This is a genomic window from Maribacter sp. 1_2014MBL_MicDiv, from assembly GCF_001865655.1.
In the GTDB taxonomy this organism is placed as follows: Bacteria; Bacteroidota; Bacteroidia; order Flavobacteriales; family Flavobacteriaceae; genus Maribacter; species Maribacter dokdonensis.
In genome coordinates this window covers 856,830-874,536 of the sequence record NZ_CP011318.1, presented here as the reverse complement: position 1 = coordinate 874,536, position 17,707 = coordinate 856,830, and the positions used below count along the sequence as shown (strand labels likewise).

The following is a 17,707-nucleotide window of genomic DNA, read 5'->3' as shown; positions in this document are numbered from 1 at the left end:
TTGGGATCTAATTCTGTTACAAAATTAGGACCTACCCGTCTAATAACTCAATTTTATAGTTCACCCGATGTTATTCGTCGACGAACCTACATTGACAAATTAACGGTGATAGTTTTGGGATATTTAATTGTTGTTGTGAAGCAAGGTGATTTTGTGGTAAATAATATGTAGTCCTTTTCTTATTTTTTTGTTAAATGTAAATTGTGAATTTTCTATTTGTATTTATAAGTAATTGATAGTTAGTATTTTAAACTGAATTTTTTATAAAAATCGTTTTTGTGTTTTATGTAAGAATTGACTTGAGTTACGATTTGAAATTGTTGTAGAGTGTTAAAATTGTTGTTAAAGACCTGTTGATGATGTGATTGTGCATTTGGTCGATGAAATCAATAGGTTCAACCGATTGGAGTTAAAGTAGGACAAGAATTTAGATTGGTGATTTTGGAAGATTTTCAAAAAACTTCTTAAATGCAAAAACACCTTTTCAAAAATGTTAAAAAGGTGTTTTTATTTATATAGGCGCTCTCGCGGAAAGTTAAATTTAACTACACAACAAAAATATAATTTGGCTTAGATAATAAGGTTAAATTCATATTAACTAATTATTAAAGTGCGTCTAAATTTTTCATTAAATCATTTGCTTTTAATTGTATGTCAGCTAAAACACTACCGTCCATTTTATCTAAAAGTGACAGCATCATTTTCATACGTTGGTTGTTTTTAAAATGCGCTTTCTTATCTGCTAAAAAATTCCAGTACAGCGAGTTAAATGGGCAGGCTTTGTCTCCTAATTTTTTTGTGTGGTTATAAGAGCATTTTGAGCAATAATTACTCATTTTGTTAATATAATTGGCACTGCTAACGTATGGTTTAGTTGCTACTATACCACCATCTGCAAATTGGCTCATTCCTCTGGTATTGGTAATTTCAACCCATTCTATGGCATCTATATAAACACCTAAATACCATTGGTCTACCTCGTCTGGATCCATTTGTGTAAGTAGTGCAAAGTTTCCAATAATCATTAAACGTTGTATGTGGTGGGCATATGAGTGGTCTAAACTTTGACCAATGGCATGTTTTAAACAGTTCATGTTCGTTTTACCTGTCCAAAAGAAATGGGGTAGTTTGTTTTTATTTTCTAGCACATTTAAGCCCTTATATCGTGGCATTTCTTTCCAATAAATACCTCTCATATATTCTCGCCAACCTAAAATTTGACGAATAAAGCCTTCAACTTGAGATATATGAATTACTTCCCTATTTTTATGATAATGAGCTGTAACCTGAGAAATTACCTCTTTAGGCGAAAGTATTTTGCTGTTCATAGCAAATGACAATCTAGAATGAAATAAAAACTTTTGGTCTTCATGCATGGCATCTTGGTAATCACCAAAATATGGTAAGAGCTGGTCACAGAAATAAGTCAAGGTGCTTAAGGCATCTACTTTGGTTACTGGCCACGAAAATGCTGTGGGGTCAACATTACCAAAGGTCTTAACCTTAGCTTTGGAAAGCTCCTCTATAATTTCTTCAACGTTCTTTTTAAAATCTTTCTCATGGGGAATACTTGGTTGACCTTTCCATTTATTTCTGTTGCTTTGATCATAATTCCATTTTCCACCTTCAGGTTGATCGTTATTTATTAGGATATCGTGCTTTTTGCGCATCATACGATAAAAGCTTTCCATGATCATTTGTTTTTTTCCTTTGAAGAAATCCCTTAATTCAAATCGTGTAGTATAAAAATGTTCGGTATCGGCGTAAGAGGTAGCTATTGGTAACGACTTACATATATTATTTAATTGTTCATCAAGTCTGTACTCATCGGGTAACTGATATTCAAATTTTTTGGCCTTCGATTCTTTGATGGTTTTAATGATAATTTCCTCTAGTTGTTGAGGATTATTTGCATCAGTAATTGAGAAATAAATAAATTGATGACCTTTAACGCTCAGTTCATCTTTGAAATTTCGCATAGCTAAAAAAAACGCTATTACCTTTTGTATGTGATGTTTAACATAGTCGGTCTCTTGGCGCATTTCTGCCATAAGATATATGACATAATCATTTACTTCATTGAACCAAGAGTGATTTTGGTTTAACTGGTCACCAAGAATTAACCGTACAGTTTTCATTTCGTCTAATTTTAATTTTTAAAACAATGTTCCTTGCAGCCACAAACGTTGGTAACTACCGGCACTATCATAGCGATCAGCCTGACTTTTACTATTGAACTTTCTATCTCTGGGGTCATTACCAACGCCGCTATTGTACATCCAATTTCCATAGTTACTATGCACATCGTAATCTATGAGCATACGCTCAAAATATGCGGCGCCAATTCGCCAGTCTTGCTCCAATTCCTTAGACCAAAAACTGGCTACATTTTGTCTACCTCTATTGCTCATCCATCCGGTTGCCAATAATTCTTTCATATTTGCATTGATAAAAGGTTCTTTGGTAGTACCATTTATCCATTTTTCTAGTGCTACTGATGTTCTTTTCCATTCGTAAGGCTTTTGAAGTATACCTGTTAGTCCAAAGATTTTATCACCATGTTTTAAGGAGATATACTTAAAATAATCACGCCAAATAAGTTCAAAGATTAACCAGTAGGTACTTTGGTTCTTTACTATTTCTTTTTCAAATTTTCTAACTTCCCAGTAGATGGTTCTGGGGGATATACTCCCATTAGCTAACCAGGCAGAGAGTTTTGAACTATAATTTTCACCAATTAACCCGTTTCTGGTTTTTTTATAGACGGCTAGCTTTTGAGAATCCCAAAAATATTGTTCGATGCGTTTTTGTGCTTCATGTTCACCACCTTGAAAAGGGAAGGCCGTATGCGTGTGTTGGGTGAAGTCATTAAAACCCAATTGATTTAAAGTGGGTAATTCTGTTTTAGTGCGGACCAAATTATTCTTAGACATTGCCTTAATAGGCATTTGAGGAGCTCTTACCTTGCAATGGATTTCGCAATCTTTTCTGAAGTTGGTGAATATTTCTGGTATGGATTTGAAACTTGTATAGGGAATATCATCTGGATGAAATAAAAATTGGTCGTACACTTCTTTGAATTGTATAGTAGACGATACATTGTTCTTCACCTTTTCCAATACAACCTGCTCATCTCTTGTCCATTCTTTTTGTAGAAATACGGTATGGATATTATGTTGTTCAATTAATTTAGGCAAGAAATCTTCAGATCGGCCCACATAAATGAAAAGGGCAATGTTAAGTTTTTTAAGCGCTGCTTTTAATTGGGTTACGGTTTCAAGTAAGAACTTGGCCCGGTACTTGCCCGTTCGTTTAAATCCGTAATTATCATAATCAAAAAAAATAGTTTCAAAACAATAGAAGGCAATAACTTTCTGACCCTTCACGGCAACGTTCAAGGAGGAATTATCACCTATTCTTAGGTCATTTCTAAACCAGATTAAATTATTCATATTCTATTGTTTAAGTTGTTTACACTTTTTACTACAGTATTTTACATGGTCCCAATCTCTTTTCCATTTTTTACGCCATGAAAATGGCTTCTTACAGGTAATACATATTTTAGAAGGCAGCTGTATTTTTTTATGCGCCATTACAGTAATTTTTGTAAAGGCTTGTCCGGTTCAGCATAAGAAAACCTAGTTAAAAGTTTAGGTAGCGCATACGCATCTAAACCATTGGTCACAACAGCGTTATGTTTGTCTAATTGTAACCAGCCATCTTCATGTAAAATGTCGTCGGGCAAATAAATATGTTCAATGGCACCTATGATCATTACACATCCATTTTCTTCTATTCTATATTCATTAACATAACTACACCCCAGTTTTATAGCACTTTCATCTACATAGGGAGCGTGAAATTGGTCTAAGTAAGTTTCGGTTAAATTTGTTTTTGAAAATTCTGAAATATGCTCCTTGTAGCTTGCTGCGGTTTGGTGAGCGCCTTTCATTATTTCATTGTTTACTTGGTTTACAGTAAAAAAGCCAGTCTCTTTAAAGTTTTTATAAGTATCTCTTGTAACTGTTAACGGACGTAAAATGAAACCTAGCATTGGCGGAGAACTGCCAATATGCACCACGGAGTTGAAAATGGCTAAATTACTAATACCCGATACTGATTTTGTCCCTAAAAGATTGGCAGATTTATAACCAGTACAACTATTGATCAAATGTGCCCTATATCTACTGGGCATTTCATGAATATCCTTTGAGGTAAAATGTTTCAAGATAAATTTATTTTGTTTAACAAAAATATTAAAAAATTAAACAAAAAATAACCTTATCAGATAAATGATTTGTTCAGTTTGTTGCGATAAAGCTTAAATTTTGGGCAATATTTCATATTTTTAACATTCACTTAATGTAGGCTTAAAGCCCAGTACATGACCCAAGAAAAAAAGAATATTGCCATAATAGGCTCTGGATTAGTAGGATCTTTACTAGCTATTTACTTAAAGAGATACGGACATAAAATAACGGTGTTTGATAGAAGACCGGATATTAGAAATATTGAGTTTTCTGGTCGATCCATTAACCTGGCTATGAGTAATAGGGGATGGAATGCTTTAAAAACTGTTGGAATAGAGGAGGAGATCAAAAAAATAGCCATTCCTTTAGACAAACGTGCCATGCACGTTATTGGTAAAGAACAGTATTTTCAAAAATATGGTAAGGATGGTGAGGCAATTTGGTCCATATCAAGAGGGGTCCTGAACAAACGAATGATTGATTTAGCCGAAAATAATGGGGTAGACTTTCGTTTTGAAGAAAAGGTTTGGGATATTGATCTGCCTAGGGCGGTTGTTTTCACAGGTGAAAGTGAAAAGGGCGAGTGGAAAGAATATCCATTTGATTTGGTATTTGGTTGTGACGGGGCATTTTCTAGGGTGAGACATAAAATGCAGCGCCGTAGTAGGTTTGACTATTCGCAAGATTTTATTGATGTTGGATATAAAGAATTGACCATACCTGCTAACGCAGACGGTACACATAAACTAGATAAGCATTCTTTTCATATTTGGCCGCGAGGTAAATTCATGTTTATTGCTATGCCCAATTTAGATGGCAGTTTTACATGCACCCTTTTTATGCCATTTGAAGGGGAAGTATCTTTTGAAAGTTTACAAACAAAGAAAGATGCTGTACGCTTTTTCAATACTTATTTTCCAAATGTAAAGGATGAAATTGAAAACCTTACCGAAGATTTCTTTAAAAACCCTACAAGTGCCATGGTAACTATGAAATGCTATCCTTGGACCTATTGGGACAAGGTAGCGCTGGTAGGAGATTCTGCCCATGCTGTGGTTCCTTTTTATGGTCAGGGTATGAATGCTGGTTTTGAAGATATTTATGTCTTAGATCAGCTTATTCAGGAATTTGGAGATGATTGGGAGCGTATTTTTACTACCTATCAAGAAAAACGCAAGCCAAATGCCGATGCTATAGCAGAGCTGAGTTATAGAAACTTCATAGAGATGAGCAGTAAAACTGCAGACGCTAATTTTTTACTTCAAAAGAAAATAGAAAAACACTTTTCTACAAAACACCCAGAAAAATGGATACCTGCATATAGCAGGGTTACTTTTTCCAATAGACCTTATGCAGAAGCATTAGCGGAAGGTGATGCTCAAGAAGAAATAATGAAAGAGGTTATGAAAATATCCAATATTGCAGAAAATTGGGATAGTTTAGAGGTTGAGAACTTAATGTTGAAGCTGTTAGCCGATTCCTGAGAATTTTATACGAATACCAATAAAAAAGCCATCTTTAGAAGATGGCTTTTCTTTTTTATACAATGTGCGCTATTATAATTTAGCGAACATTTTTTGCATTTTTTCACTTTCTTCTTCAGCTAGAACTGGGTCAACTAAAATACGACCACTATGCTCATCTGTAATGATTTTTTTTCTTGAAGCAATTTCAACTTGTACCTGTGGTGGAATTGTAAAGAAAGACCCACCAGATGCTCCTCTTTCAATTGGAACAACAGCTAAACCATTTTTAACGTTGTTACGGATACGGGCATATGCCTTAACCAAACGCTCTTCAATTTTATCTTGGAATTTGATAGACTCTTCCAACAACGCTTTTTCTTCTTTTTCCGTTTCGGCAAGAATAGCGTTTAATTCACCTTTCTTATGCTTTAAGTGTGCCTCACGCTCAGATAAACGTTCTTTGGTATCAGAGATAACAGCTTTCTTTTGCTCTATTTGAGCTTTGAATTCTTTAATGTTCTTTTCAGCTAATTGAATTTCCAATTCTTGGAATTCCAATTCTTTACTAATAGAATTGAACTCTCTACTATTACGAACATTTTTTTGTTGCTCGCCGTATTTTTTAATTAAAGCCTTTGCTTCTTCAATCAGGTTCTTCTTAGCGCCAATTTCAAAGTTTATATTCTCTAAATCGGTTTTAAGCTTATCCATTCTCGTTTTTAGGCCAAGGACTTCATCTTCCAAATCTTCTACTTCTAAAGGTAGTTCACCACGAACATTCCTTATTTCATCAACCCTAGAATCAATTAATTGCAGATCATATAATGCTCTTAACTTTGCTTCTACAGACGAATCTTCTTTTTTTGCCATATTAAAAATAATTGATGGGATTTGTTATACTTTCCGATAAATGGATTGCAAAATTAGGAATTTTTTTTGTAAGATAATCAACTAAAAGGTTTTTTGTAAACTGCTCAGTTTCAAAGTGTCCAATATCTGCCAAAATTATTTGATTTTCAGCCTCGTAAAATTGATGATATTTAAGGTCAGCAGTAACAAATACGTCTGCTTTGGCAGCTTTTGCCGCTCCAATGGCAAAAGAGCCACTGCCACCTAAAACGGCTACTTTTTTAATGGGTTTGTTCAATAAATTGGAATGTCGCACCAATTTTGCGTTCATTTTGAGCTTAAGGTCATTTAGAAATTGCATTTCTGAAACCTCTAGGTCTAATTCACCGATCATGCCCATACCAATATGTTGGTTGGTGTTTTCTATGGTTTGTATATCATAAGCTACTTCTTCGTAAGGGTGTGAGGTCAATAGTGCATTAATTATAACGGACTCCCGATCTTTACCAAACACGCATGTGAGCATCACTTCGTTCTCGGTATGGGTAGTTCCAATTGTACCAATGGTGGGGTTTGCACCTTCATTGGCTTTATAGGTGCCATTTCCTTCAACCGAAAAGCTACAATTGGAATAGTTGCCAATGTTACCGGCACCTACTTTAAAAAGCGCATTTTTCACTTCTTCAATAGTATTTTTGGGTACGTACGTAGTTAATTTTTTTATCGTGTTCTTTTGGGGAAGTAGTACTTTTGTATTCGAAAGACCTAGTACCTCACATATTTTGGCATTGACTCCGTAACGGGCATTATCAAGTGCGGTATGGTTAGAATAAATGGAAATATCATTTTTGATAGCTTTAATGACTACACGTTCCACATAATTTTTACCGGTAATCTTTTTTAAGCCACCGAAAATGATAGGGTGAAAACTAACAATAAGGTTACAATTCTTGGCGATAGCTTCATCAACAACATTCTCTAAGGTGTCTAACGTAACCAATATTCCGCTCACTTCATTTGTTGCATTGCCCACCAATAGGCCAACGTTATCAAAATCCTCGGCATAGGGTAGTGGGGCAAATTCTTCTAATATTCGGGTGATGTCTTTTACAGTCATTTTATGGAAAAATAAGATATTCAAAGATAAATTATTATAATTTCGTTCTAATGCAGCTAATACGAAAACTTCTTTTTCCCATTTCACTCCTATACGGATTGATTGTTTTTTTTAGAAATCGATTATACGACATGGGTGTTTTTTCGTCTAAAACGTTTGCTGTAAAAACAATCTGTGTAGGTAATTTAAGCGTTGGCGGTACCGGTAAAACACCTATGATAGAATTACTGGTACGTGAACTAGGTGAAAGTTTTAGAGTTGCTATATTAAGCAGGGGGTATAAGAGAAAAACTAAGGGATTTTTACTTGCCGGTAATCATACCAGTGTAGAGGAGTTAGGTGATGAACCGTTTCAATTAAAAAAGAAATTTCCAAAAGTTGCCGTCGCAGTTGATGCAGATAGGAGAAATGGAATAAACCAATTAAGGACAGATATTGATCCCAATGTTATTTTATTGGATGATGCTTTTCAGCACAGAAAGGTAAAACCTGATTTTTCAATATTGTTAACGGCTTATGATAATTTGTATGTCAATGATTGGTATCTACCTACAGGCGATTTAAGGGATTTTAAAGGAGAGGCAAACCGGGCAGACATTATAGTAATAACTAAATGCCCTGCAGATTTATCCAATTCCGATAAATCAACAATACTTTTACAGCTTGCTCCCAAACACTACCAAAAAGTATTTTTTAGTTATTTGGATTATAATAGAGATTTAAAGGGTGTTGAAATGCCACTTGAAAGCTTAAAAACTAAAAACGTGACTTTGGTAACGGGCATAGCCAACCCGATTCCTTTAGAGATGTTTTTGAAATCATCCGGTATTACATTTGAGCATTTGAAATTCAACGATCATCACTTTTTTACGGATGCGGAAATAGAGGATTTAAAAAAGAAGGAAACGATTCTTACTACTGAAAAGGATTACGTAAGGCTAAAGTCAAAAATTCCAAACCTACATTATATTGAAGTGAAACATGAGTTTCTATACGATGGGAAAGAAGCTTTGAGGCAGGAATTACTGCAGTTTATGACAAAGAATTCTTAGGCTTTTTGTCAAAAATATTTTCACCTATTTTTTGGTAGAAAATCTCTGGCTTAAATGGTTTTGTAACAACATCATTACATCCGGCAGCATAAAAACTTTCTAAACTATCATCTAAAGAAATTGCGGTTAATGCAATAATAGGAGTGTCTTGATTGAACTTTCTAATTTCTATGGTAGCTTCTTCACCACTAATTCCTGGCATGTGTATATCCATTAAAATGGCGTCATATACATTTTCTTTGGCAAGATCAACCGCTTCATGACCATTATTGGCAATATCACTGGTCATATCTCTTTTGGTCAACATTTTTTTGGTAATGACCTGGTTGATTTTGTTATCCTCAACAATCAATAAATGAAGACCTTTAAAGTCATAGTCTTTAGGAGCAATTTCAAAAGCAACATCCTCGGCAAGATCATCAATACTCTTCATTTTAATCTCAAAGAAGAATGAGCTTCCTTCTCCTAAATTACTTTCTAGTTCAATTTGACTATTGAAAAGACCCAAAAGACTTTTTACAATGGTTAAGCCAAGTCCCGTTCCGCCATATTCCCTGTTTATTTGAATAGATCCTTGCTCAAAACCTTCAAAAATACTTTTCTGTTTTTCTTTTGATATGCCTATTCCATTATCTTTCACTTCAAAGTAAATGGTGACATCATCTTGATCCTTGTTCAAAAGTTTAGAAATCACCCTAACTTCACCTCCCTTGGTGAATTTAATCGAATTACCGATTAGGTTCATGAAAATCTGCGATAACTTTAATGGGTCACTAAGTAAATGGCTAGGTATTTTAGGGTCATACTCTAAAATAAGGTTGGTATTGTTAGATTTGGCACTTTGTCCTAGTGAATTAATTACTTCGTTAATTACCTTTTTTAGATTGAACTCCATATTCAAGGGTTCAAGCTTATTGGCGTCAATTTTATTGATATGTAAAATATCATTGATGAAATTAAGTAAGTAATCACCCGAAAATTTTAAAGCTTTTAAATGTTCTTTTTGGTGCTCTTCAGGGTTTTCTTCAAGTAATAAATGGGTGAGACCAGTAACAGCATAAAGTGGAGTTCTTAATTCATGACTTACTGTTGAGAGAAAGTTGGTCTTAGCTTCCATAGCTTGTACTGCACCATCTCTTGCTATTTGTAGTTCTTTGTTTTTAGTCTGTAAAAGATCGTTGGTCTTTAATTTTATTTGATTGTTTCTATAAAGTGTAACAGCCAATAATGATATGATAATTAAAAAAGCAGATGTTAAAATAGCCGTTAGTTCAGATCTGTTCTGAGATTCCGTCAGTTCTTCAATTTTCTTTTCTTGACGGGCAATCTCTTCAGTTTTATAATTATCCCTTATTTTATCTGCAGTTTTTGCTTCTATTTTATTCTTTTCAACATTGAAAATGGAGTCCTTCAATTGAACTAAATTTTGACTGTTTACCAATGATTTTTGGTATAGTCCTAATTTTTCATAAACCGAGGTCAAGAGAATATTTGCATCTTTAATGTCTTCTAGAAAACCATTATGTTTGGCAACTTCCAAGGCATTCTCGCCATTTTTGGCTGCTTCAGGAAAATTTTCCTGAATTAAATTTAGTTCGGCAAGGGTAAGATATGCTTGACTTGTTAAATATTCTTTTTCAAACAAGTCTGTATTGACCAAAAGTGAATTCAAATTTTTAGAGGCACTATCGTATTTTTCAAGACTTAAATAAACCTTTGCTTCTGTCAACAATAGATTATTGTAAAAATTACGATCGTTATTTAGCTGCTTGGCTTCGTTGAGCATAAATAGGGATTGAAAGTTTCTATTACTTCTATGTAGTAATATAGCTTCAATATACTTGTGCATGCCATCACCGTATGGGTAAGAAATATCTTTTAATAATACGCTGGCACGATCCCAATAGAATTCTGTGTCACCTTCTTTGTCAATTCTTAAATATAAAAGTGCCAGTTCATGAAGACTATCAATTAAACCTTTAATGTCTTCACGTTTTTCCGCTTCATTGGCAGCTGTGTTCAACGTTTCTAGGGCAAGGTCTATCTTGTCTTGATTTTTGAACTTTCGTGCTTGATCAAAATAAGGTTGAATATCTTTTTGGGAAATTGGGTCTTGGGCAAATACGACAGTAGTAGTCGCCAAAATTATAATGGGGACTAATAAAACTTTAATTACTTTATTTAAAAATAAAATTTTCAAATATACTTTTTAAAACTAATGAAGTTAATTAAATCTATAATTCTACTACTATAACCTGTTTCATTATCATACCAACCAATGATCTTAACCATTTTACCTATGACAGAGGTCATCAAAGAATCAAACGTACAAGAGTAGCAACTATTGTTTATATCGATAGAAACAATTGGGTCGCTGGTATAGTGAACAATATTTTTAAACTGGTTTTTGGCCGCTTTTTCAAAAGTAGCGTTTATTTCATCAATGCTCGTTTCCCTTTTTACATTAAGGGTAATGTCTGTTAATGAGCCGTTTGGCACAGGTACTCTAATGCCGCAACCCCCAATAGTATCTGCCAATTCTGGGAATATTTTAGTCAATGCTTTTGCAGCCCCGGTTGTTGTAGGTACTATAGATTGTGATGCTGCACGGGCCCTTCTTAAATCTCTATGAGGTTGATCGTGCAAACTTTGATCGGTTGTGTAGGAATGTATGGTAGTAATGTACGCTTGCTCTATACCACAAAGGTCATTGACTATTTTTATCATTGGTGCGGCATTGTTCGTAGTACAAGATGCATTTGATATGATTTCGTCAGATTTTGTCAACGTATTTTCATTGATGCCGAAAACGATCATTTTAATATCATCTTCAGTGGGGGGTACGGACAAAATAACTTTCTTGGCGCCATTTTTAATATGGAAAGATAATGTTTTTCTATCCTTAAATTTACCTGTGCATTCTACAACCAAGTCAACTGCGGAAGATGACCAATTTATTTTAGACGGATGAGGTTCATTATATAAAGCTATAGCTCTTTCATTAACGATAATGTGCTTGTCATCATGAGAGATATTGAGCGGTGAAGTACCGTGAATACTATCATATTTTAAAAGATGTGAAAGAGTACGGGTATCTGCCAAATCATTAATAGCAACCACATTTAAATTTTCATGTGCTTGCATTAAGCGAAATAGGGTTCTGCCTATCCTTCCAAAACCATTAATGCCTATGTTTAGTTTTTGCATTGGTTGCCGATGAATGTGTTCAGTTAATACAGATAATGGCCAATAATTTAGGCCTATCTAATAATCTTAGCATAGTTGCTAAGAAGTATGTTGTTGAGAATTTATAAAATATGCTTGTGTGCTTTATAAGAAGATCTAACTAAAGCACCACTTTCTACATGTCTAAAGCCCATTTCTAGACCTATATCCTCATATTTTTTAAACTGTTCAGGGGTAATAAACTCTTTTACAGGAAGATGTTTTTTAGAGGGTTGTAGATATTGCCCAATAGTTACAACATCAACGTCTGCCTTTCGTAAATCTGCCAAAGTTGTTATAACTTCATCTTCATGCTCACCTAAACCTAGCATAATACCAGACTTGGTTCTGTTAATACCTTGCTTTTTTAGATAATTAAGAGCTTCAAGACTACGTTCGTATTTTGCTTGTATACGTACTTCCCTGGTCAGCCTTTTAACGGTCTCCATATTGTGTGATACCACCTCAGGGGCAACAGCAACAATTCTATCCAAATGCTTTTCTATTCCTTGAAAATCAGGAATTAAAGTTTCTAAAGTTGTTGTAGGGTTCATTCTTCTTATGGCCTTAACGGTCTCTGCCCAAATAATAGAGCCCATATCTTTAAGGTCATCTCTGTCTACAGAGGTAATTACAGCATGTTTGATTCCCATTATTTTAATGGACCTAGCTACTTTTTCCGGTTCTGCCCAATCTACGTTTTCAGGTCTACCGGTCTTAACACCGCAAAAGCCACATGATCTTGTACAAACATTACCCAAAATCATAAAGGTAGCCGTACCTTCTCCCCAGCATTCTCCCATATTAGGGCAACTACCACTGGTGCAAATGGTATGAAGATCATACTTATCAACTAAGCCTCTAAGCTGGGTATATTTTTTACCGGTAGGTAATTTAACCCGTAGCCATTTTGGTTTGCCTTTTGGTGGAGCAACATTTTCTTTTACAACTGTTGACATGCGATAATTTTAATACAAATATACGAACTATAAAAATGAGGATAAAGTAGAATTGTATTCAACACAAATGAAGGTGAAAAAATTACGTAATAACCAATATGTTATTTTTTTCTCGCTTCAATAATTTCTGAAAGAAGCTTTTTTGCCCTTAGTAACTTAACTTTTACGCTATTAATAGGTTCATTTAATTGAGATGCTATATCGGCATAGCTCAACTCATTAAAATATCTTAAGTTGATTACCGCTTGATAATGAGGTTTCAATTTTTTGATATCCCTTAGTAAATCGGCCAAATTCTGTTCTTGAATAAGTTGATCTTCCATAGAAGGGGTGGCATCTAAAGCTGAAGTTATGGCCTCGGTGTTGCTATGGGAGTCTAACAAACTCTTTTTTCGCTTTCTCACCAGATCAATATGTATATTCTTTGAAATGGTTATCAACCATGTCTTAAAAACATAAGCATCATTATAGGTGTGAATTTTATCGAACGCTTTTGAGAAGGTCTGTATGGTAATGTCTTCAGAGTCGTTCTCATTTTCGGTACGTTTTAGTTGAAATCCATACACATCGTTCCAAAACATATCCAATAAACGGCTGAACGCAATTTGATTGCCTTGTTTAGCTTTAAGAATTGTTTCTTCTAATTTGTCTGTGTTATTCAAATACCGATATTGTAAACTCCTTGTTTTAAGAAGTAAGTGTACTTATTCTGAGATTAAATCTTTTTTACAATCTTGTTCATCTGGCATTTTGCCACACATACCACAAGCTTGCCCATCTTGATTTAGAAACGGACTTTGGCTGGCACATGTACCTGCAAACTTACCATCTTTTTTAGACCATATTTTAATAGCTATTCCTGCAAAAGCCAATGCTAATAACCCAATGGTCAATAATACTAGTTTCATATGCTGAATTTTATACAAAGATAAAAAATAAAGCCCCAAATATGGGGCTTTAAGAATACTTTATGTGAGTTGACCTAGTAAGCTATGTTGGCAACTATATTTTCTACGGTCGGTGCTTGGTTGTTACCTTTTTGTTCTATGGTAATGTAACCAACGGCATTTTCCGCATATGGCAGTGCAAGCAACTTTTGTTGGTCTCCTGCTTCCTCTATAATACCCAGATTGATCATTTTGCCATTAACCTCTGCCCACATTTGAAAACACTGGCTTTCAGGAATATTAGGCAATTTGCTAACATTAATATAGGATAGTTTTTTAACAGGATTAATGTATGCCACAGCTTTAAGCTCCTTTGCTTTTTGGTTGCCTTTTACGTTATACTTTTTTGTCTGTGGATTGTTAAGAACAATAAATTGGTTGCGCACGTCTTCCAATTGTTCTTTCATATTCTCCTCTAGCAATTTTATTTTATTGCTAACAACACTGTTCTCTTCTTGTAAACTCTGGTTCTGATTCCAGAAGAAAGTTGAAATGCCAATAAATAGTATAGCGGTAATACTAGCTGCAATAGCATAGCTGTAAAATCTTTTTCTGCCTTTACGTTCAGCTTTAATTCTTGCGTTGATTTTATCCTTAAGTCCTTGTGGGGCTTCAATGGCGTGTAACTTAGCAAAAATTTCAAGGTTTTCCTGTAGCTCTGCATAGGTTTCCCTAACTTCAGGGTACATGGCAATGTAGCGCTCCACTTGTAAGCTTTCTAACTCTGTAGTGGTTCCTAAAAGATATTTTTCCAACAAATCTGAATCGAGGAAAATTTTTATTTTGTCTTTCATAATACAATATTTAATATCATGGCTATTACGGTAGGACCATAGATTTTGCCTAATTCGCGCAATCCTATCTTTAATCTAGATTTAATGGTTCCCAATGGTATATCCAACTCATCACTTGCTTCTTGTTGGGTCATGCCTTGAAAGAAAAGAGCTTCTAGTACAATTTGATATTTTTCTTCAATTTTGTCTAGATGTTCTTTTACATCCATTAATTCTGGTCTTGTGCTTTCAACACCTAAAGTATATACGTCTGAAACATCTATTTGGATTTCTTTATCACTTTTTGTGTTTACACTTCTTAATTTATCGATTGCAGTGTTACGTGTAATTCTAAAAAGCCAAGTAAAAAGTTTTGCTTTTTTAGGGTCGTAAGAATCTGCTTTCTTCCAAATTTTCACAAACGATTCTTGAACCACGTCTTGTGCAAGTTCTGGATCCCGTACTACTTTATTGGCAACACCCAATAGGGTATCAGCATAATTATCGTACAAAAGGGAAATCGCTTTTTCGTTTCGCTCTTGTAATAATTCAACAATATGATTTTCTAATAGAGTGCTCATAATTTAAAAAGATGTACATATTTTTTTATAATGGACATCCAAATGCTAAGATTGAACCGTATATGCTTAAACGCTAAATTATAAAATTGATTGTTAAAGTGGCGTTTTCTAAAAATATATATTGAATAAGTGGTCAGCTGGTAACTGCCCACTTTGTTTTTGGTTGGTTTGGTTTGGTAATAACCCCTGTAAATTTTACAGGGGTTATTTTATTAGATTAACCTCTGGACTAATTTCAATTCCAAACTTTCTTTTGACCTCTTCAATAATTTTTGCTGCAAGATCTAGAATGTCTTTACCGGTGGCATTATCATAATTGACCAGTACCAATGCTTGATTTGTATGTACGCCGGCATCGCCAAATCGTTTTCCTTTAAAGCCACATTGTTCTATTAACCAGCCTGCAGGAATTTTAAAACAGTCATCTGATACTTTGTAAAAAGGTGCCTCTGGATATGTTGTGCTGAACCGGGTGAAAATTTCTTTTGTGACAATCGGATTTTTAAAAAAACTACCACTATTTCCTAATTCTTTTGGGTCTGGCAACTTACTTTGGCGAATTGCTATTACGGCATTGGAAATATCTTTTATTGTAGGATTTGAAATAGACTCCTTAAGCAATTGATTTTCTATAGCACCATAACCAGAATTAATATTATGGTTCTTTTTTGTAAAGGAGAAAGTGACCGATGTAATTACGTACTTGTCTTTGCCTTTTTTTTTAAAGAACGAATCTCTATAGCCAAATTGACATTCCTCCTTAGAAAGAGTTACCAATTGTTGATCTTTTATTCTAACAGCTTCACAACTTACAAAACAATCTTTTAATTCTACCCCATAGGCACCAATGTTCTGGATAGGAGCCGTACCGGTATTACCAGGAATTAAAGACATATTTTCCAATCCGCCAAAATCATGGTCAATTGCCCACATTACCATATTGTGCCAATTTTCTCCGGCCATTACTTTGACGATCACATTATTGTCATCTTGTGAAACTATCTGCTTGCCCTTTAAATTAACGTGTATAAAAAGAGCATCAATATAGTCTGTAAGCAACATGTTACTACCACCACCAATAAGAATTTTTCTTGGATACGCGTTATTCTCTAAAATATCCTGTAATTCTTCAATAGTGGTTACTTCCACAAAGTATCTAGCCGTGGCATCAATACCAAAAGTATTGTAGTTCTTTAAAGAAAAGTGGTCATAAATGATCATTAACCCTTGTAATTTTTAAGTGCTTCGCTTAAAATGTGTACTGCACGTTTTAGACTTTCTTTATCCAGAACGTAAGCAATTCTAATTTGTTTTTTACCCAGACCTTCTGTAGCGTAAAATCCAGCTGCAGGTGCTACCATGACAGTTTCGTTATTTAAGCTAAAGTCTTCTAATAGCCATTGCGCAAAATGGTCGGCATCTTCAATAGGCAATTCGGCAATACAATAAAACGCACCTTGAGGTTTGGCAATCTTAATGCCTTCTATTTTTTCAAGTTCAGTAATAAGAAGATTTCTTCGGGCAACGTATTCTTCTTTAACTTCGGCAAAATAACTATCAGGAGTGTCCAAAGCTGCTTCGCTCGCAATTTGTGCGTAGGTTGGTGGTGATAATCGCGCTTGAGCAAATTTGAGAGCCGTTGCAATAAAGTCTTTGTTTTTAGAAACTAAATAACCAATTCTAGCTCCGCACATACTATATCTTTTTGAAACGGAATCAATGACAATGGCGTGTTCTTCTAAGCCTTTTTCCTTTAAAATTGAAGTGTGTGTCTTGTTGTCATACGTAAACTCTCGGTATACTTCATCGGCAACCAAGAATATATTATGCTTTTTAACCAGTGTTGCTAATTTTTGTATTTCTTCTTTGCTATATAGGTATCCCGTAGGGTTACCTGGGTTGCAAATTAAAATAGCCTTGGTTTTTGAGGTAATCAATTTCTCGAATTCCTCGATTGGAGGAAGGGCAAAATTATCTTCAAGCTTAGAAACGACAGGAACCACAGTTACGCCACAGGCAGTTGCAAAGCCATTGTAATTTGCATAAAAAGGTTCTGGAATTATAATTTCATCGTCAGTATCTGCAATGGTATTCATGGCAAAGGACAAAGCTTCAGATCCACCAGTGGTCACTATAATTTCATTGGCATTTACCGGAATATCATTTTTAATATAATACTGGGCAATTTTGCTTCTAAATTCTTCAGAACCTTCGGTACGGCTATATTCCAAGACATTAATGTTGTTGTTCTTTACGGCATCTAATGCTTGTTGAGGAGTCTTTATGTCCGGTTGTCCAATATTTAAATGAATGACTTTAATCCCCTTCTTTTTAGCCCCTTCTGAGAAAGGAACTAGTTTTCTAATGGGTGATTGGGGCATGGTAAGCCCTTTATTTGAGACAGATGGCATATAATTATATTTTACGCAAAAGTGATAAATGATAATGGTACTTACAATTAAATTGTATTTTATTTAAACTTCTATGT

Annotated in this window: 17 protein-coding genes; 2 read left to right on the top strand and 15 right to left on the bottom strand. The window is 34.6% G+C overall.

All coding sequences use genetic code 11. The features are described from left to right. Positions 1 to 605 precede the first annotated feature (605 nt). From YQ22_RS03610 to YQ22_RS03600, 4 genes are read right to left on the bottom strand one after another with little or no spacing between them, the layout of a single operon-like run. The gene (locus tag YQ22_RS03610) at positions 606 to 2,138 is read right to left on the bottom strand and encodes a cryptochrome/photolyase family protein (RefSeq protein ID WP_071340096.1); all 1,533 of its coding nucleotides are present in this window, start codon (positions 2,136 to 2,138) and stop codon (positions 606 to 608) included. An 18-nt stretch (positions 2,139 to 2,156) separates the two neighbouring features. After that, positions 2,157 to 3,452, bottom strand: coding sequence for a DASH family cryptochrome (locus YQ22_RS03605; RefSeq protein ID WP_071340095.1), 1,296 nt, complete (start codon positions 3,450 to 3,452; stop codon positions 2,157 to 2,159). Positions 3,453 to 3,455: 3 nt separating this feature from the next. Then, entirely contained in the window at positions 3,456 to 3,593 is a 138-nt protein-coding gene (locus YQ22_RS18805; RefSeq protein WP_082643029.1) for a DUF2256 domain-containing protein, read from the bottom strand. Next, positions 3,593 to 4,228 carry a flavin reductase family protein gene (locus tag YQ22_RS03600; RefSeq protein WP_071340094.1) on the bottom strand — a complete coding sequence of 212 codons (636 nt, stop codon included), beginning with the start codon at positions 4,226 to 4,228 and terminating at the stop codon, positions 3,593 to 3,595. The genes YQ22_RS18805 and YQ22_RS03600 overlap by 1 nt, the downstream gene beginning before the upstream one ends. A 156-nt stretch (positions 4,229 to 4,384) precedes the next feature. Here YQ22_RS03600 and YQ22_RS03595 point away from each other — a divergent pair, with 156 nt between their 5' ends. Continuing rightward, on the top strand, positions 4,385 to 5,734 hold the full coding sequence (locus YQ22_RS03595) for an FAD-dependent oxidoreductase (RefSeq protein WP_071340093.1): 1,350 nt from the start codon (positions 4,385 to 4,387) through the stop codon (positions 5,732 to 5,734). A gap of 72 nt (positions 5,735 to 5,806) precedes the next feature. On the opposite strand, the gene YQ22_RS03590 is transcribed toward YQ22_RS03595, so the two are convergent. Next, positions 5,807 to 6,586: a zinc ribbon domain-containing protein gene (locus YQ22_RS03590; protein ID WP_058105943.1), complete on the bottom strand. Its 780-nt coding sequence runs from the start codon at positions 6,584 to 6,586 to the stop codon at positions 5,807 to 5,809. A 1-nt stretch (position 6,587) separates the two neighbouring features. Beyond that, positions 6,588 to 7,682, bottom strand: a complete 1,095-nt coding sequence (locus YQ22_RS03585; protein WP_071340092.1) for a Nif3-like dinuclear metal center hexameric protein — start codon at positions 7,680 to 7,682, stop codon at positions 6,588 to 6,590. 50 nt (positions 7,683 to 7,732) lie between these two features. Here YQ22_RS03585 and lpxK point away from each other — a divergent pair, with 50 nt between their 5' ends. Next, positions 7,733 to 8,734: a tetraacyldisaccharide 4'-kinase gene (gene lpxK, locus YQ22_RS03580; protein WP_071340091.1), complete on the top strand. Its 1,002-nt coding sequence runs from the start codon at positions 7,733 to 7,735 to the stop codon at positions 8,732 to 8,734. Here the strand turns inward: lpxK and YQ22_RS03575 are convergent. From YQ22_RS03575 to YQ22_RS03535, 9 genes are all read right to left on the bottom strand, one after another. Continuing rightward, positions 8,715 to 10,934 (bottom strand): hybrid sensor histidine kinase/response regulator, encoded by a 2,220-nt coding sequence (locus tag YQ22_RS03575; RefSeq protein ID WP_083414185.1) that lies wholly within the window; start codon positions 10,932 to 10,934, stop codon positions 8,715 to 8,717. The two genes, lpxK and YQ22_RS03575, sit on opposite strands and share 20 nt — an antisense overlap. Then, a complete protein-coding gene (gene gap / locus YQ22_RS03570) occupies positions 10,931 to 11,941 on the bottom strand; it encodes a type I glyceraldehyde-3-phosphate dehydrogenase (protein ID WP_071340090.1) in 1,011 nt (336 codons plus the stop codon). The genes YQ22_RS03575 and gap overlap by 4 nt, the downstream gene beginning before the upstream one ends. Positions 11,942 to 12,042: 101 nt before the next feature. Further along, on the bottom strand, positions 12,043 to 12,918 hold the full coding sequence (lipA, locus tag YQ22_RS03565; RefSeq protein ID WP_058105947.1) for a lipoyl synthase: 876 nt from the start codon (positions 12,916 to 12,918) through the stop codon (positions 12,043 to 12,045). 101 nt (positions 12,919 to 13,019) lie between these two features. Then, positions 13,020 to 13,580, bottom strand: coding sequence for an RNA polymerase sigma factor (locus YQ22_RS03560; protein WP_071340089.1), 561 nt, complete (start codon positions 13,578 to 13,580; stop codon positions 13,020 to 13,022). Positions 13,581 to 13,622: 42 nt separating this feature from the next. Beyond that, a complete protein-coding gene (locus YQ22_RS03555) occupies positions 13,623 to 13,826 on the bottom strand; it encodes a hypothetical protein (protein WP_058105949.1) in 204 nt (67 codons plus the stop codon). Between the two features lie 74 nt (positions 13,827 to 13,900). Then, positions 13,901 to 14,659 (bottom strand): anti-sigma factor, encoded by a 759-nt coding sequence (locus YQ22_RS03550; protein ID WP_058105950.1) that lies wholly within the window; start codon positions 14,657 to 14,659, stop codon positions 13,901 to 13,903. Continuing rightward, entirely contained in the window at positions 14,656 to 15,219 is a 564-nt protein-coding gene (locus YQ22_RS03545; protein WP_071340088.1) for an RNA polymerase sigma factor, read from the bottom strand. The genes YQ22_RS03550 and YQ22_RS03545 overlap by 4 nt, the downstream gene beginning before the upstream one ends. A gap of 204 nt (positions 15,220 to 15,423) precedes the next feature. Continuing rightward, entirely contained in the window at positions 15,424 to 16,440 is a 1,017-nt protein-coding gene (gene murB, locus YQ22_RS03540) for a UDP-N-acetylmuramate dehydrogenase (protein WP_071340087.1), read from the bottom strand. Next, on the bottom strand, positions 16,440 to 17,630 hold the full coding sequence (locus YQ22_RS03535) for a pyridoxal phosphate-dependent aminotransferase (protein ID WP_071340086.1): 1,191 nt from the start codon (positions 17,628 to 17,630) through the stop codon (positions 16,440 to 16,442). Before YQ22_RS03535 ends, murB begins: the two co-directional genes overlap by 1 nt. Between the last annotated feature and the right edge of the window lie 77 nt (positions 17,631 to 17,707).

Bases quoted from the DNA above. Each gene is read 5' to 3' on its own strand.
- YQ22_RS03590 (WP_058105943.1), bottom strand. From the start codon at position 6,586: ATGGCAAAAAAAGAAGATTCGTCTGTAGAAGCAAAGTTAAGAGCATTA.
- YQ22_RS03535 (WP_071340086.1), bottom strand. From the start codon at position 17,630: ATGCCATCTGTCTCAAATAAAGGGCTTACCATGCCCCAATCACCCATT.
- YQ22_RS03595 (WP_071340093.1), top strand. From the start codon at position 4,385: ATGACCCAAGAAAAAAAGAATATTGCCATAATAGGCTCTGGATTAGTA.
- murB (WP_071340087.1), bottom strand. From the start codon at position 16,440: ATGATCATTTATGACCACTTTTCTTTAAAGAACTACAATACTTTTGGT.
- YQ22_RS18805 (WP_082643029.1), bottom strand. From the start codon at position 3,593: ATGGCGCATAAAAAAATACAGCTGCCTTCTAAAATATGTATTACCTGT.
- YQ22_RS03610 (WP_071340096.1), bottom strand. From the start codon at position 2,138: ATGAAAACTGTACGGTTAATTCTTGGTGACCAGTTAAACCAAAATCAC.
- lipA (WP_058105947.1), bottom strand. From the start codon at position 12,918: ATGTCAACAGTTGTAAAAGAAAATGTTGCTCCACCAAAAGGCAAACCA.
- gap (WP_071340090.1), bottom strand. From the start codon at position 11,941: ATGCAAAAACTAAACATAGGCATTAATGGTTTTGGAAGGATAGGCAGA.
- YQ22_RS03605 (WP_071340095.1), bottom strand. From the start codon at position 3,452: ATGAATAATTTAATCTGGTTTAGAAATGACCTAAGAATAGGTGATAAT.
- YQ22_RS03545 (WP_071340088.1), bottom strand. From the start codon at position 15,219: ATGAGCACTCTATTAGAAAATCATATTGTTGAATTATTACAAGAGCGA.
- YQ22_RS03555 (WP_058105949.1), bottom strand. From the start codon at position 13,826: ATGAAACTAGTATTATTGACCATTGGGTTATTAGCATTGGCTTTTGCA.
- YQ22_RS03585 (WP_071340092.1), bottom strand. From the start codon at position 7,682: ATGACTGTAAAAGACATCACCCGAATATTAGAAGAATTTGCCCCACTA.
- lpxK (WP_071340091.1), top strand. From the start codon at position 7,733: ATGCAGCTAATACGAAAACTTCTTTTTCCCATTTCACTCCTATACGGA.
- YQ22_RS03550 (WP_058105950.1), bottom strand. From the start codon at position 14,659: ATGAAAGACAAAATAAAAATTTTCCTCGATTCAGATTTGTTGGAAAAA.